This window comes from Trinickia symbiotica (assembly GCF_003028655.1).
GTDB classification, from domain to species: Bacteria; Pseudomonadota; Gammaproteobacteria; order Burkholderiales; family Burkholderiaceae; genus Trinickia; species Trinickia symbiotica_A.
This window is the reverse complement of the sequence record NZ_PYUC01000009.1, coordinates 237327-252752: the sequence shown is the minus strand read 5'-3', so window position 1 is coordinate 252752 and position 15426 is coordinate 237327. Positions and strand designations below refer to the sequence as shown.

Annotated in this window: 13 protein-coding genes and 2 tRNA genes; 4 read left to right on the top strand and 11 right to left on the bottom strand. The window is 63.2% G+C overall.

What is annotated here, in order from left to right:
- Positions 1 to 5: 5 nt before the first annotated feature.
- A complete protein-coding gene (locus C9I57_RS19560; protein WP_107152275.1) occupies positions 6 to 1193 on the bottom strand; it encodes an acyl-CoA dehydrogenase in 1188 nt (395 codons plus the stop codon).
- Positions 1194 to 1316: 123 nt separating this feature from the next.
- On the opposite strand from C9I57_RS19560, the gene C9I57_RS19555 reads away from it, so the two are divergent.
- A complete protein-coding gene (locus C9I57_RS19555; protein ID WP_107152274.1) occupies positions 1317 to 2228 on the top strand; it encodes a LysR substrate-binding domain-containing protein in 912 nt (303 codons plus the stop codon).
- A gap of 106 nt (positions 2229 to 2334) precedes the next feature.
- Here the strand turns inward: C9I57_RS19555 and C9I57_RS19550 are convergent.
- The 6 genes from C9I57_RS19550 to tig form a co-directional block, all read right to left on the bottom strand.
- A tRNA-Val gene (locus C9I57_RS19550) sits at positions 2335 to 2410 on the bottom strand.
- A 101-nt stretch (positions 2411 to 2511) separates the two neighbouring features.
- Positions 2512 to 2784, bottom strand: a complete 273-nt coding sequence (locus tag C9I57_RS19545; protein ID WP_018443457.1) for an HU family DNA-binding protein — start codon at positions 2782 to 2784, stop codon at positions 2512 to 2514.
- 288 nt (positions 2785 to 3072) lie between these two features.
- Positions 3073 to 5490 carry an endopeptidase La gene (gene lon, locus C9I57_RS19540; RefSeq protein WP_107152359.1) on the bottom strand — a complete coding sequence of 806 codons (2418 nt, stop codon included), beginning with the start codon at positions 5488 to 5490 and terminating at the stop codon, positions 3073 to 3075.
- A gap of 189 nt (positions 5491 to 5679) precedes the next feature.
- Positions 5680 to 6951 carry an ATP-dependent Clp protease ATP-binding subunit ClpX gene (gene clpX, locus C9I57_RS19535; RefSeq protein WP_107152273.1) on the bottom strand — a complete coding sequence of 424 codons (1272 nt, stop codon included), beginning with the start codon at positions 6949 to 6951 and terminating at the stop codon, positions 5680 to 5682.
- Positions 6952 to 7156: 205 nt separating this feature from the next.
- Entirely contained in the window at positions 7157 to 7810 is a 654-nt protein-coding gene (gene clpP, locus C9I57_RS19530; RefSeq protein WP_018443460.1) for an ATP-dependent Clp endopeptidase proteolytic subunit ClpP, read from the bottom strand.
- Between the two features lie 167 nt (positions 7811 to 7977).
- Positions 7978 to 9324 (bottom strand): trigger factor, encoded by a 1347-nt coding sequence (gene tig, locus C9I57_RS19525; protein ID WP_107152272.1) that lies wholly within the window; start codon positions 9322 to 9324, stop codon positions 7978 to 7980.
- Between the two features lie 461 nt (positions 9325 to 9785).
- On the opposite strand from tig, the gene C9I57_RS19520 reads away from it, so the two are divergent.
- Positions 9786 to 10922: a glycerate kinase gene (locus C9I57_RS19520; RefSeq protein ID WP_107152271.1), complete on the top strand. Its 1137-nt coding sequence runs from the start codon at positions 9786 to 9788 to the stop codon at positions 10920 to 10922.
- Entirely contained in the window at positions 10919 to 11410 is a 492-nt protein-coding gene (locus C9I57_RS19515; protein ID WP_107152270.1) for a MarR family winged helix-turn-helix transcriptional regulator, read from the top strand. The genes C9I57_RS19520 and C9I57_RS19515 overlap by 4 nt, the downstream gene beginning before the upstream one ends.
- Before the next feature lie 15 nt (positions 11411 to 11425).
- Here the strand turns inward: C9I57_RS19515 and C9I57_RS19510 are convergent, their stop codons facing one another.
- Positions 11426 to 12442, bottom strand: coding sequence for a 2-dehydropantoate 2-reductase (locus tag C9I57_RS19510; protein ID WP_107152269.1), 1017 nt, complete (start codon positions 12440 to 12442; stop codon positions 11426 to 11428).
- A gap of 289 nt (positions 12443 to 12731) precedes the next feature.
- Between C9I57_RS19510 and C9I57_RS19505 the strand changes: the two genes are divergently transcribed.
- The gene (locus C9I57_RS19505) at positions 12732 to 12911 is read left to right on the top strand and encodes a hypothetical protein (RefSeq protein WP_107152268.1); all 180 of its coding nucleotides are present in this window, start codon (positions 12732 to 12734) and stop codon (positions 12909 to 12911) included.
- Positions 12912 to 12958: 47 nt separating this feature from the next.
- On the opposite strand, the gene C9I57_RS19500 is transcribed toward C9I57_RS19505, so the two are convergent.
- The 3 genes from C9I57_RS19500 to C9I57_RS19490 form a co-directional block, all read right to left on the bottom strand.
- Positions 12959 to 13045: transfer RNA gene (locus tag C9I57_RS19500), tRNA-Leu, on the bottom strand.
- Positions 13046 to 13248: 203 nt separating this feature from the next.
- Positions 13249 to 14313 carry a selenide, water dikinase SelD gene (selD, locus tag C9I57_RS19495; RefSeq protein WP_107152267.1) on the bottom strand — a complete coding sequence of 355 codons (1065 nt, stop codon included), beginning with the start codon at positions 14311 to 14313 and terminating at the stop codon, positions 13249 to 13251.
- Between the two features lie 18 nt (positions 14314 to 14331).
- On the bottom strand, positions 14332 to 15399 hold the full coding sequence (locus C9I57_RS19490; RefSeq protein WP_107152266.1) for a permease: 1068 nt from the start codon (positions 15397 to 15399) through the stop codon (positions 14332 to 14334).
- Between the last annotated feature and the right edge of the window lie 27 nt (positions 15400 to 15426).

Sequence of the window (15426 nt, the reverse complement as noted above, 5' to 3'; positions counted from 1 at the left end):
TGCTGTTAGAAAGCGGCGATGCCGGTGATGGCGCGCCCGAGAATCAGCGCGTGAATGTCGTGCGTCCCTTCATAGGTGTTGACGACTTCGAGGTTCACGAGATGGCGAGCGACGCCGAACTCGTCGCTGATGCCGTTTCCGCCGAGCATATCGCGCGCCATGCGGGCGATGTCGAGCGCCTTGCCGCACGAATTTCGCTTCATGATGGATGTGATCTCGACTGAGGCCGTCCCTTCGTCCTTCATGCGGCCGAGCCGCAAGCAGCCCTGCAAACCGAGCGCAATGTCGGTTTGCATATCCGCGAGCTTCTTCTGGATCAACTGGTTCGCGGCGAGGGGCTTGCCGAATTGCTTCCGATCCAGCACGTATTGACGCGCGCGGTGCCAGCAATCTTCGGCTGCTCCGAGCGCGCCCCACGCGATACCGTAACGCGCGCTGTTCAGACACGTGAAGGGGCCCTTCAAGCCGCGCACATCCGCGAACGCGTTCTCTTCCGGGCAGAATACCTCGTCCATGACAATCTCGCCCGTAATCGATGCCCGCAATCCAACCTTCCCATGAATCGCGGGCGCGGACAGTCCCTTCCAGCCTTTTTCGAGCACGAAGCCGCGAATCGCACCTTCGTCGTCCTTCGCCCAAACGACGAACACGTCAGCGATCGGGCTGTTGGTGATCCACATCTTGTTGCCCGTCAGTTGGTAACCGCCCGCTACCCTTCGCGCTCGCGTCACCATGCTTCCAGGGTCCGAGCCATGATTCGGCTCCGTCAAGCCGAAACAGCCGATCCATTCTCCCGCGGCGAGCTTCGGCAGATATTTCTGTTTGACGGCTTCGCTGCCGAACGCATTGATGGGCACCATGACGAGCGAAGACTGGACGCTCATCATCGAGCGATAGCCCGAATCAACGCGCTCCACTTCGCGCGCCACGAGACCATAGCAGACATAGTTGAGACCCGCGCCACCGTAAGCTTCCGGGATCGTCACGCCGAGCAGCCCGAGTTCGCCCATCTCGCGAAAGATGGCCGGATCTGTCTGCTCATTGCGAAACGCTTCGAGCACGCGCGGCGCGAGACGCTCCTGACAATAGGATCGCGCCGACTCGGCGACCATCCGCTCTTCTTCGCTCAACTGCTGCGTCAGCAGTAAAGGGTCATCCCATTGAAACGACGAAGACTTGTGCTGTTGACTCATTTCTGGCGCTCGGAATGTTGATCGTTCCATCAATCTATCGGCAGCATTCCGCTCGAGCAAACGATTTGTTGTCAGCATCCTGTGCGAAAATTGCACAGGTCATCCGACAAGGGGTCCAGCACCATGCGTAGAAAGATTCCGTCCACCCTCGCACTGTCCGCGTTCGAAGCGGCGGCACGCCACCAGAGCTTCACGAAAGCTGCGGATGAGCTGGCGGTGACGCAAAGCGCTGTCTGCAGGCAGATTGCTTCGTTGGAGGATTTCCTTGGCCTCAAGTTGTTTCGCCGGGATCGCCGCGGCGTGGCGCTGACCGAAGCCGGTGTTGCCTATAGCCGAAAGGTGGCCTCCCGCCTCGACGATGTCGAACGCGATACGGTGGAATTGATGGGCAGAGGCGGCAAGGGAGGCACGCTGGAAGTCGCGGTCGTACCTACGTTTGCGACGAAATGGCTGCTCCCGCGCATGTCGATGTTCATGGCGGCTCATTCGGACATCACGGTCAATCTCAGCACACGCACGCGCCCGTTCCTGTTCGGCGACACCGATTTCGACGCCGCGCTCTACGCCGGCCCGGCGACGTGGCCTGGCACCGCAAGCCGCTTTCTGATGCGCGAGAGCTTGATCGCCGTCTGCAGTCCCCAGCTCATTGCGCCGCGGCAAAGACTCAAGGCGTCCGACTGGTCCCGCCATCGCCTGCTGCAGCAGAGCACGCGGCCGTATGCGTGGCGCGACTGGTTCGCGTCACGCGGCATGCGGGTCGAAGGCGATATGTCGGGGCCGAGATTCGAGCTCTTTTCGATGCAGACGGAAGCGGCCATTCAGGGAATCGGGATTGCCCTCATCCCACGTCTTTTGATCGAGGACGAGTTGAGGCGCGGCATTTTGATTCCGGTCGCGCAGCATGACTATCTGAGCGACCGGTCGTACTACCTCATCTATCCGGAGCAGAAATCGGACAGCGCGCCGCTCGGCGCGTTTCGTGAGTGGATCGAGGAGCAGGCGCGCAGCTACAGGGAGCCGTTGGGGTTGGGGTGATATCGCGCGGCGGCAACAAAAAACCCGCAGAGCCTATAGCTGTGCGGGTTTCGGGGTACTGCAGCAGAACACCATGGAACTGCCTGGAGCAAAAACGCGAACGGAATGGTGGGTGCTGAGAGGCTCGAACTCCCGACCTACGCCTTGTAAGGGCGCCGCTCTACCAACTGAGCTAAGCACCCGTTCGCGCTGTGTGACACATTGCTCGCTCGTTCGAGCTGACTCAATGCCACGGCTTGCGGATTTCTCGCTGAAAGCATTGTCTACTCAATCAGCGAGCCCGCTAGTTTAGCGCATCTTTCAGCGCTTTGCCAGGCCTGAACTTCGGAACCTTCGCCGCACCGATCTTGATCGCAGCGCCCGTGCGCGGATTGCGCCCGGTGCGGGCCGTCCGCTTACCGACCGCAAACGTGCCGAACCCGACGAGCGTGACCGAATCGCCCTTTTTCAACGTGTTCTTGACCCCTGCGATCAACGCATCGAGCGCGCGCCCTGCTGCTGCCTTCGACAAATCCGCCTGCTCCGCGATGTGATCGATCAGTTCCGACTTGTTCATCCATACCCCCGAGCGTGAATGTTGGCAATCGTGGTGAATGCCCTCGCGATGCGCGCAGCGTTCGGCACGCAAAGCTGAGCTTGCTCATTAGATGCAGACGAAACCCGCATGTCAACCGGGGTTGCACCGGGATGACCCTAACCGGGGTATCCCTGGCGAGATGACTGGATCCGCACACAAAAAAGCCCACAAGGCAAAGACCCTATGGGCTCTTGGACATGCCGCGCCAATGCGGGCGTGGCCTGCCAGCGGATCAGGACCGCCGAAGCGATCCCTGCCGATCGTTCGTCAGTGCTTCACGAACTCGGTAGCCGTCTCCTTGGCCGCATCGGCGACGGGCGTGGCCGGCTTCGGCTCCTCCTCGGGAAGCGCCTCGGGCACGCGCTCGAGTGCGAGCTCGAGCACCCTGTCGATCCACCGCACCGGCACGATCTCGATCGCGTTCTTGACGTTGTCGGGGATCTCGGTCAAGTCCTTGACGTTCTCTTCCGGGATCAGCACGAGCTTGATACCGCCACGGTGCGCGGCCAGCAGCTTCTCCTTGAGGCCGCCGATCGGCAGTACTTCGCCGCGCAGCGTGATCTCGCCCGTCATCGCCACGTCCGCCCGCACGGGAATCCCCGTGAGAACCGACACGAGCGCCGTCGTCATCGCGATACCGGCGGAAGGACCGTCCTTCGGCGTCGCGCCCTCTGGCACGTGGATGTGGATGTCCTGCTTGTCGAACGCCTCATCCTTGATGCCGAGCCGCCGCGAACGCGAGCGCACCACGGACCGCGCCGCCTCGACGGACTCCTTCATCACATCGCCGAGCGAACCCGTGCGAATGACGTTGCCCTTGCCCGGCATCACGGCGGCCTCGATCGTCAGCAGATCGCCGCCGACTTCCGTCCACGCCAGACCCGTGACCTGTCCGATCTGATTCTGCTTGGCCGCGAGACCGAAGTCGTACTTGCGCACGCCAAGGAACGTGTCGAGGTTTTCGCCATCGACCTTGACCGCGCCTTCCGCCTTCTTCAGCAGCAGCATCTTAACGACCTTGCGGCAGATCTTCGAGACTTCTCGCTCGAGCGAACGCACGCCGGCTTCGCGCGTGTAGTAGCGAATGATGTCGCGAATCGCCTGCTCGCTGACCTCGATTTCACCGTCCTTCAGGCCGTTGTTGCGCTTCTGCTTCGGCAGCAGGTAACGCTGCGCGATGCTGACCTTCTCGTCCTCGGTGTAGCCCGAGAGGCGAATCACTTCCATCCGGTCGAGCAGCGGAGGTGGAATGTTCAGCGAGTTCGACGTCGCGACGAACATCACGTCCGAGAGATCGAAATCGACTTCGACGTAGTGATCGGCGAACGTATGGTTCTGCTCGGGGTCGAGCACTTCGAGCAACGCCGACGACGGATCGCCGCGGAAATCCATGCCCATCTTGTCGACTTCGTCGAGCAGGAAGAGCGGATTGCGCACGCCGACTTTCGTGAGACTCTGCAGAATCTTGCCGGGCATCGAACCGATGTAGGTCCGGCGGTGACCGCGGATCTCGGCTTCGTCGCGCACGCCGCCGAGCGCCATGCGCACGAACTTGCGGTTCGTCGCGCGAGCGATCGACTGACCGAGCGAGGTCTTACCGACTCCAGGAGGCCCGACGAGACAGAGGATCGGCGCCTTGACCTTGTCGACACGTTGTTGCACGGCAAGATACTCGAGGATCCGTTCCTTGACCTTTTCGAGGCCGAAATGATCCTCGTCGAGCACACGCTCGGCGTTCGAGAGGTCGTTGTTGACCTTGCTCTTCTTGCGCCACGGCAAACCGATCAGCGTATCGATGTAGTTGCGCACGACCGTCGCTTCGGCCGACATCGGCGACATCAGCTTGAGCTTCTTCAACTCGGCGTCGGCCTTCTTCTTGGCCTCCTTCGGCATGCGCGCCGCTTCGATCCGCTTTTCGAGCTCCTCGAGGTCCGCGCCTTCCTCGCCCTCGCCGAGCTCCTTCTGAATCGCCTTGACCTGCTCGTTCAGGTAGTACTCGCGCTGGCTCTTCTCCATTTGCCGCTTCACGCGGCCACGGATACGCTTTTCGACCTGCAGAATGTCGATTTCCGCCTCGAGTTGCGCGAGCAGATGCTCGAGCCGCTCGATGACAGGGAACATCTCGAGGATGTGCTGTTTCTGGTCGAGCTTCAGCGGCAGGTGCGCGGCGATCGTGTCGGCCAGACGACCGGCCTCGTCGATGCCCGCCAGCGACGTCAGAATCTCAGGCGGAATCTTCTTGTTGAGCTTCACGTACTGATCGAACTGCGAGACGATCGCGCGGCGCAGCGCCTCGGTTTCGGCGCTATCGGCATGATCGGGCTCGAGCGGCATGACTTCGCACGAAAACTGCGTTTCCTGCTCTTCGATCGTCAACGTCTTGGCACGCTGCAGCCCCTCGACGAGCACTTTTACGGTGCCGTCCGGCAACTTCAGCATTTGCAGGATGTTCGCGATACATCCCACTTCATACATGTCTTTTTCGGTCGGCTCGTCTTTCGCCGCGGTCTTTTGCGCGACAAGCATGATGTGCTTGCCGCCCTCCATCGCCACCTCGAGCGCCTTGATCGACTTCGGCCGCCCCACGAACAGCGGGATGACCATGTGCGGGAACACGACCACATCCCGCAACGGCAGCAGTGGGAGCGTGGTGCGCTCGGAAGGAAGGAGCTGGGTTCCTGACATTTTCATTTCCCCAAGAATGGTTTCGTAACGTTCAGTAGTTGAGGCCCGCTATACAGAATGCAAGCCTTCGCGTGTGGGAAAAAGTTCAGTGCACGTGTCGCGGTAGTCAGCATCACCCACAAGATAAACGAAAAAAGCCGTTCACGTCGGCCATGAACGGCTTCTCCAAAAGCCTTCTCGGCTGCTCGATCAATTCGAACCCGCCACTTTCGGCGCTTCTTCATAGATCAGCAACGGTTTGCCGTCGCCATCGATGACGTTGTCGTCGATAATCACTTTGCTGACCCCTTTCATGGCCGGCAATTCATACATCACGTCGAGCAACGCCTGTTCCAAAATAGAGCGCAGCCCGCGCGCACCCGTCTTGCGCCGGATGGCCTTGCGCGCCACGGCCTGCAGGGCCGCGGGCCGGATCTCGAGCTCGACGCGCTCCATCCCGAACAGCTTGTGATACTGCTTGACGAGGGCGTTCTTCGGCTCGACGAGAATCTTCATGAGCGCCGCTTCGTCGAGCTTGCCGAGCGTCGCCACGACGGGCAGACGGCCGATCAGTTCGGGGATGAGCCCGAACTTGATCAAGTCCTCGGGTTCGACTTCGCGCAGTACCTCGCCCGCGTCGCGCTCCTGTTTGCTCTTGACCGTCGCGCCGAAACCGATCCCTGTTTTTTCGGTCCGGTCGGTGATGACCTTTTCGAGGCCGTCGAACGCGCCGCCGCAGACGAACAGGATGTTCGTCGTGTCGACCTGGATGAAGTCCTGGTTCGGATGCTTGCGGCCACCCTGCGGCGGCACCGAGGCCATCGTGCCCTCGACGAGCTTCAGCAACGCCTGCTGCACGCCTTCGCCTGAAACGTCGCGCGTGATCGACGGGTTATCCGATTTACGGCTGATCTTGTCGATTTCGTCGATGTAGACGATGCCGCGCTGCGCCTTCTCGACTTCGTAGTTGCAGTTCTGCAGCAGCTTCTGAATGATGTTCTCGACGTCCTCGCCGACGTAACCGGCTTCAGTCAGCGTCGTTGCGTCCGCGATCACGAACGGCACGTTCAGCAGCCGCGCAAGCGTCTGCGCGAGCAATGTCTTGCCCGAACCCGTCGGTCCGATTAGCAGGATATTGCTCTTCGACAGCTCGATGTCGTCCTTTTTGTCGAGGTGCTTGAGCCGCTTGTAATGGTTGTAGACCGCCACGGCGAGAATCTTCTTCGCTCGCTCCTGGCCGATCACATATTGATCGAGAATTTCACGAATTTCCTGCGGGCTCGGCAAGTCGGACTTCGACAAGCCAGCGTCCGTGCCTGCTCCCGCGGCTTCGTCGCGAATGATCTCGTTGCAGAGGTCGATGCACTCATCGCAGATGAACACCGACGGGCCGGCAATCAGTTTCTTCACCTCATGCTGGCTTTTACCGCAAAACGAGCAATACAACAGCTTTTCGCTGTTCGAACCCTTCTTGTCCGCCATGGATATACGAGCCTCCGGACACTCGAATCACTACGCACGCAGGGCACGCCACCGCCCCCATTGGGGTCGGAACAAGTTCGTCGAACTTGTCTGGCGCCTCCGCTGCCCGCGCCTGAAACTATTATCGACCATTTATAACACCGCTTGAGCCGGCAACCATACCGAGGTATGAAAGAATTCGGCTCGCCGCGGCGCTTAGGGCACCTTACGGGCGCTTTTGCAAGACCTGGTCGATCAGGCCATATGCTTGGGCGTCCTCGCCGGACATGAAGTTGTCACGGTCGGTGTCGCGCGCGATGCGCTCGACGGGTTGCCCCGTGTGGTGCGAGAGCAACTGGTTGAGCCGTTCCTTCAGATAAAGAATTTCGCGTGCCTGGATTTCGATGTCCGACGCCTGGCCGCGCGCGCCGCCGAGCGGCTGGTGGATCATCACGCGCGCGTTGGGCAACGCAAACCGCTTGCCCTTTGCCCCGGACGCGAGCAGGAACGCCCCCATGCTCGCCGCAAGCCCCATGCACAGCGTCGAGACGTCCGGCTTGATGAACTGCATCGTGTCGTAGATCGCCATCCCCGCCGAAACGGAGCCACCTGGGCTGTTGATGTAGAGGCTGATGTCTTTGTCGGGATTTTCGCTCTCGAGGAACAGCAGTTGCGCAACGACGAGGTTTGCCGTCTGATCGTTGACTTCGCCGACCATGAAGACGACGCGCTCCTTGAGCAGGCGCGAATAGATGTCGTACGAACGCTCGCCCCGGCCGCTCGTTTCGACGACGATCGGCACGAGCCCCAACGCCTGGGTTTCGAGATCCCGCGGCGCTTGCGAGGCCAACGTGTCGAGCAATTGAGCGCGAAAGGTCATGCGATGAGTCCTTCTCTTGGAATAGGTCTTGAATGCCGACGGCAGCGCACCGGTGTCTTGCCTCGAGAACCCGGCGCCAAAATATCTGGCCCCGGGATGCCTTTTGCGAGAAAAAAACGGCGTGCGGCCGTCGCCCCGACAGCCAGCACGCCGTTCGCGGCGATGCCTTACGCTTGCGCCGAGGCGCTCGCCAGTGCTTCGAAGCTGACTTCCTTGTCCGTCACTTTCGCCTTGCCGAGCACGAACTCGACGACGTTGCTTTCGACGACGTAGGCTTCCATTTCGGCCAGGCGCTGCTTGTTCGAATAATACCAGCGGATCACTTCCTTCGGGTCTTCGTAGCTTTTCGCGAATTCCTCGACTTCGGCGCGGATCTGCTCGGGCTTCGCCTCGAGGCTGTTCGCCTTGACGAGCTCGGCCAGCACGAGGCCCAGCTTGACGCGGCGCTCGGCTTGCTCCTTGAACATTTCGGCCGGGATCGGCGCATTGGCCGCGTTCGGCACGCCGCGCTGCACCAAATCCTGGCGCGCCATTTCGACGAGGCGCTGTTGATCCTGTTCGATGAGCGCGTTCGGCACGTCGAGTTCGGCGATCTTCAGGAGCGCATCCATCACCTGGTTCTTGACGATCGACTGCGTGCGGCGCTTCGCCTCACGCTCGAGGTTTTCCTTGATTTCCGCGCGCATCTTCGTGAGGTCGCCATCGGCGATGCCGAGCGACTTCGCGAATTCGCCGTCGATCTCGGGCAGATGCGGCCACTCGACTTTCTTCAGCGTGACCGTGAACTGCGCCGTCTTGCCCGCGACTTCCTTGCCGTGATAGTCGTCCGGGAACTTGAGGTCGAACTCGCGCGTTTCGCCGGCCTTCAGACCGGTCGCCGCCTGCTCGAATTCGGGCAGCATGCGCCCTTCGCCGAGCACGAACACGAAATCCTCGGCCGTGCCGCCCTGGAACGCCTCACCGTCGATCTTGCCGACGAAGTCGATCGTGACGCGATCTCCGCTTTGCGCCGCCGCATCGGTCCCGCCGTCACCATGCTCGCCCGCTTCGCCGCGCGCGTGATAGTGCACGCGCTGCTTGCGCAGGATCTCGAGCGTGCGATCGACTTCGGCTTCCGAGATCGACGTGACCGAGCGCTCGATTTCGGCCGTCGACAGCTCGCCGATCGTCACTTCGGGATAGACCTCGAACGTCGCGTCGAACGCGTAGCTGTCCGTATCGCTATCCTCTTTCGGGCTGAAGCTCGGCTGTCCGGCGACGCGCAGGTTCTCGGCGCGGCTGATGTCGAAGAACTGCTTGCCGACCTTGTCGGAGAGCACCTCGGCCTCGACCTGCCCCGCATACTGCTGCGTCACCATCTTGAGCGGCACCTTGCCCGGACGGAAGCCTGGCATGCGCACGTTCTTGGCGATCTGGCGGATCCGAGACTCGATCTCCTTTTGCACCGCCTCCTTCGGCAGGGAAATCGTCACGCGGCGTTCAAGCTTGCCGAGGTTTTCAACAACGTTAGCCATGGCTTCAATCGTCCTAAATTGTTCAAGCGTGTCAGTAATCTTCCCCGCGTCCACTGCTCGTCGACACCATCGGGTATCGCGAACGCACCTTTTGCCCGGTCGCCGGCCGCACGAACGGACGCGAAAAAACGGTGTCGAATCACCACCCTTTCGCTTCCTCGTTGGCGTTGCTTGGCGCTTGCCTTGACTTTCTTCTTGGCAAAATCGACCGGAGTCGGCGCTCGTGCGAAGCACGGTTCGGATCGGAAGAATCGGTTATTCTAGCAAACTATTCCGCGCATCTGGCCGCGCATGGATGCGGCCGCTTCCTTCTTCATCACGCATCGCGTTGCCGTCGCGCACGGCTCCCCCCCGATCACCCGACCTGTTAAGCTGTCGCCCGGACAGCGGCCGCGCACGGCGCGCGGCAGCACGCATTCGCCATAGGTTATAGAGATAAAGGCCAATCCGGAGACACACTCATGCCGAACCTCTCGCCGGTCATCGTCATCGCCCCTGATTCCTTCAAAGGCTCGCTGAGCGCGCAAGGCGTCGCCGAGGCCATCGCCAGGGGCGTCGCGCGCGCCAGGCCGGACGCCGTCGTGCGGCTCTGCCCGATGGCCGACGGCGGTGAAGGCACGCTCGATGCCATGCTCGCGGGCGGCGGCGAGCGGCGTGTGTTGCAGGTGCGCGGCGCGAGCGGCGCCAGGCGCGACGCCGCGGTGGGCCTGCTGCCGAACGGCGCCGCGATCGTCGAGACCGCCGAGATCGTCGGGATTACCGATGAAGTCGCGATGTGCGAACCCGTCGAAGCGCGTAGCACGCGCGGCATGGGCGAAGCGATTCGTCTGCTCCTCGATGCGGGTATGCGGCGCTTTTTCGTCGCGCTCGGCGGCAGCAGCACGAACGACGGCGGCGCGGGCCTCCTCGTCGGCCTCGGGCTCAAGCTCTTCGACGAGTATGAGCGCGAGCTCGAACCCACGCCGGCAGACCTCTCGCGACTGGCGCGCATCGATGCGTCCGGGCTCGACGCGCGGCTTGCCGAGGCTTCGTTCGTCGCCATGTCCGACGTCGACAATCCGCTCACGGGAGAACACGGCGCGACGGCCGTGTTCGGTCCGCAAAAAGGCGTGAGCGCCGACCAGATCGCGTTGATAGACGGCGTGCTGGCGCGCTTCGCGGCGCTTCTCGAAGCGGCGCTCGGGCGCGCCGCGCGCGACCTTCCGGGCTCCGGCGCCGCCGGCGGGCTCGGCTTCGCGCTGCGCATGCTGGGCGCCGAGTTCGAGCCGGGCGCGGAAGTCGTCGCGGCGCAAGTGGGACTCGACGCGGCACTCGACGGCGCCAACTGGCTCATCACGGGCGAAGGCCGCTCGGATGTCCAGACGCTGCACGGCAAGGCGCCGTTCGTCGCTTGCCGCCACGCGCGGACCGCAGGCGTGCCCGCAACGCTGCTCTCCGGTGCCGTCGATTCCTCCGCGCTCGAGCGGCTCTCGGAGCATTTTTCGGGCTGTTTTTCACCCGCGCCCGGGCCGATTTCGCTCGACACCGCGATCCGCGATGCGGCGCGCCTGCTCGCGAACGAGGCCGAGCAACTCACGCGGCTCAAGTACGGCCAATGAGTACCACTTCCGCGAAGGCCGCCAAGGCCGGGCTCGAGCAATTTCTGACCTATCGGATGCACGTGCTGAACAAGCTCTCGGAGCGCGGCATCAGCGAGCGATACCAGGCGAAGCTCGACGTCTCGCTGCCCGAAGCGCGCATCATCGCGTCGGTCGGATCGTTCGGGCCGTTTTCGATCATGGACCTGGCGAAACACGCGAACCTCGACAAGAGCCAGGCGAGCCGCGCCGCTGAAGCCCTGATCAGGCGTGGACTCGTTCGCCGCACGCCGAGCCGCGAGGACCGCCGCGTCGTCATGGTTTCGCTGACCGACGAGGGGCGCGCGCTCTATCGCAAGGTCATGCCGATCGCGCGCAAATGGAACGCCGATCTCTTCGACTGTCTCGACGAAGCCGAGAAAGCCGCCTTCGGCCGCGCGCTCGACAAGGTCATTGCCAGCGTGCTCGCGAGTGACGATCGGCGACCGACGATTGACAATGACGAATGACGATCGTCGATCGAATCAGGCGCTCGTGAGACCGCTGTTGGCCGCGCGCTGGCGCAGCAGCCCGAGCACGGCGTCGCAGCACGGAGTGGGCACGCCTAGCTTGCGGCCCAGCTCGGGAAACACACCGAGTATCGGATCGATCTCGAGCGGCCGGCCCGCTTCCATGTCCTGAAGCATCGACGTCTTGAAAGCGCCGAGCTTGCGCGTCACCGCAACGCGCTCAGCCGCGCTCATGCCCGTCGAAAGGCCGAGGCGCGCGCCGATCGCCTCGGCCTCCTCCATCATCCGCAGCACGAGCGCGTGCGTGAACGGATCGTCGAGCAGGCGATCGGCCGTGGAGCCCGTCAACGCGCTGAGCGGATTCATGTTCATGTTGCCCCAGAGCTTGGCCCAGATCTCCGTGCGAATGTCATCGACGGCTTGCACGTCGAAGCCGCCCGCCCCCAGCGCCGCGGCGAACGTTCGCGCCATCGGCGCGTGTGCCGCATATGCCGCGCCGACGATGAGCCGATTGCCGAGCCCGCGCCGAACGATGCCGGGAGCGTCCGTCGACGCGGACAAGTGAACGACGCAACCCAGGGCGCGTGGCGCGGGCAGCGCGCGTGAAACGACGCCTTCGGGATCGACGGCATCGATGCGTTGATCCGCGAGCGGCGTCGTGGTCCCGTCGAGAAACCACCAGGGCAGACCGTTCATCGCGCTGACGATCGTCGTCCGTTCGTCGACGAGGGGACGCAGACTCGCCGCGATCGCGGGGAGTGTTTGTGCCTTCAGCGCGATGACGAGGAAGTCCTGCGCGCCTAGCGCCGCCGCATCGTCGCTCGCGCGGAGCATGATCGACGATGTTTGGCCGTTGCGATCGATGACGCGCACGCCATGCTCGCGGAGCGCATCGAGCGTCCTGCCGCGCGCGAGCACGCTGACTTCGTGCCCGGCCCGCGCAAGCGCTGCGGCCATCAGGCCACCGATCGCGCCGGCTCCAATCACGGCCGTGTGCGGGACACGATCCGGCGCTACCGAGTCTTGGTTCATGGGATCAATGTTGGGAGGCACGTGCGTGCCCGATGGACGGAAGCATAGAGCATCAATCGTTGCCCTCACAACCGACTCGCCCCACCGCCGGGCGCGGGTCGCCCAATGCAGGATGCGATCGGCATCGAAATTCGGCACGCCCCTGGCCGATCGGACGACTCAACTCGCTCGTAATTTCGTCCGAAAATGTAGTCCAGTCTGCAGTCGCCCCGTTTCTGGCAATACGATCCACTGCCGTAACCATGCAATGCGGGTCGCCGCGAGCCAGTGGCCGAAAAGGAGAAAGAAGATGGAAAAGTCGTTGGATGTCACCAAGCTGGAAGCGGAAATCACCAAGCTGACCGCGGAGACGATGAAACTGGTCGCCGAATCGATCAAACTCGACAGAGAAAGGCGCTGGATGCCGTTCGTCTGTGTCAGTACCTTGATTGGTATTTGCTTCGCGATCGTAAAATTCCTTCAGTCGTAGACGACAAAGGCCGCCCGAAGGCGGCCTTTCAACGTGGGGAATTCCAGTGGTGCGAGGAGCGGGACTCGAACCCGCACACCATTGCTGGCGTCAGGACCTAAACCTGGTGCGTCTACCAATTTCGCCATCCTCGCAGCCGGAACGGCGCGCTGCGCGTTCCGATATCCGGCACGCTCTCGACATTCCGGCTCGTGCGGCGAGCGCGGAAGGCAGGTCCCGAAAGCGTAAGCGCGAGATTGTAACTGATTCGCCGATCGATGTCTGCACCGACGAGGCCCACCCTCACACCGCGAACGAAACGCCGCGCAACGAAACGCCGCAAGGACAGGACCCTCGCTCAGGCAACGAGCACGTGTGGCGTCCCTTCCGTCATCGCTCCGATCACCACTGCATCTTCGAAGCCGTCGGCGCGGAAGCGCTCGAGCACGTCGTCGACGCTCTGCTCCGCGCACGCCACGAGCAATCCGCCCGACGTCTGCGGGTCGGTCAGCAAGGCCTGCGCGATCGGCGGCAGTTCCGGCGACAGCGTCACCTCGTGTCCGTAGCCGGCCCAGTTCCGGCCCGATGCCCCCGTGACGAATCCCGCTTGCGCGAGCTCGGGCACGGATTCGAGCCACGGCAGCGCTGCGTAATCGATGCGCGCGCCAAGCCCGGCGCCGCGGCAAAGCTCGAGCAAGTGGCCGAGCAGACCGAATCCCGTCACGTCCGTCATCGCATGCACACCATCGAGCCTACCGAGCGCCGTGCCGGGGCGATTGAGCTTCGTCGTCGCCGCGATCATGGCGGCGTAACCGGCCGCCTCGAGGCGCTCTTTCTTCAGCGCGGCCGACAGTATCCCCACGCCGAGCGGCTTGCCGAGCACGAGCAGATCGCCGGCACGCGCGCCGGCGTTGCGGGCGATCCGCCGCGGATCGACGACGCCGATCGCCGCGAGTCCGTAGATCGGCTCGACCGAATCGATCGAGTGGCCGCCCGCCACCGGAATCCCCGCATCGGCGCAGACGGACTCGCCCCCTTCGAGGATGCGCGCGATCGTCTCGTGCGGCAACACGTTGATCGGCATGCCGACGAGCGCGAGCGCAAAGAGCGGCTTGCCTCCCATTGCATAGATGTCGGAGAGCGCGTTCGTCGCCGCAATGCGGCCGAAGTCGTACGGGTCGTCGACGATCGGCATGAAGAAGTCCGTCGTGGCGACGATAGCTTGCTCGTCGTTCAGACGGTAGACGGCCGCATCGTCGGCCGTCTCCGAACCGACGAGCAGATCGGGAAAGGTCGGCATCGGCGTCGCGCGCTTGAGCAATTCGGCGAGGACGCTCGGCGAGATCTTGCAGCCGCAGCCGCCGCCGTGCGATAGCGCAGTGAGGCGCGGCACCGTCGACGAACCCGATGTTGGTGCGTTCATGGAGAACCCCCAAGGAAATCAAAAATGGAGCGCAATGGCCGCAAGTCCGCCCGCCACGCCGACGGCGAACACCATCAACACCATCATCGCCACGACGCGCCGGCCCAGCGCACGCGCCGTCATCGCGAGCGACGGCAAGCTGATGGGCGGCAGCGTCATCAGCAAGGCGGCAGCGGGCCCCGCCGCGACACCGAACGAAAGCATCGCTTGAACGATCGGCACCTCGCCCGCGGTCGGGATCACGAACAGTGTGCCGACGAACGCGAACAGGAGAATCCATCCGATCGCGTTGTCGACTTCGGGGCCGACATGCGGGAAGAGCCAGGCGCGTGCGGCGCCGAGCAGCAAGACGAGAACGATGTATTCAGGGACGAGCCGCACTGCCATCTGTGCGAGCAGCTTGAACCACCTCGCGATGGCGTTGCCCTGCGGGGGCGCCTCGTAGGCCAATGCATCGAGCTGCACGCGCGCCGCGGTGCGTTCCGAAGCGGTGGCGGTCAGATCGACGAGCCAGCCGCCGCCGAACACGAGAACGATGCCGAGCGCGAGGCGCAGCGCGGTCCAGTGCCAGCCGAGCACGAACCCCATGAACACAAGCGTCGCCGGGTTGAGCACCGAATTGCCGAGCCAGAACGCCACGGCGGCGCCCTGCGACGCCTGACGCTCGCGCAGCCCCACGACCACGGGAGCGGCGCAACAGGTGCACATCATGCCGGGCAGCGACAGCAGGCCGCCCGCGGCGACACTTCGCAATCCGGCCTTGCCGAGCAGCTTTGCCACCCAGTGGACGGGCAGCAGCGTCTGAACCGCGGAACCGAGCAGCAGGCCAAGCACGAGCGCCTGCCAGATTGCGCGCCCGTATGCGCTGGCATAGTCGAGGGCCGCTTGCCACGACACCGGCTCGGGCGTCGCCGCCGTTCCCGAGAGGATGGAATGGCCGATCGAATGCGTGTCGGCGGCGACGAACACCCGGTGGTAGTACGGCGACCACTTGACGTAGTAAAGGCCGACCACCGCGACCAGCGCGAAAATCACGACGGCGACCGGAAAACTGACCTTTTGCCGGCTCTGCCCGAGAGTTTCCATAGTGCCTCGCAGATATCCCTGTTGCGG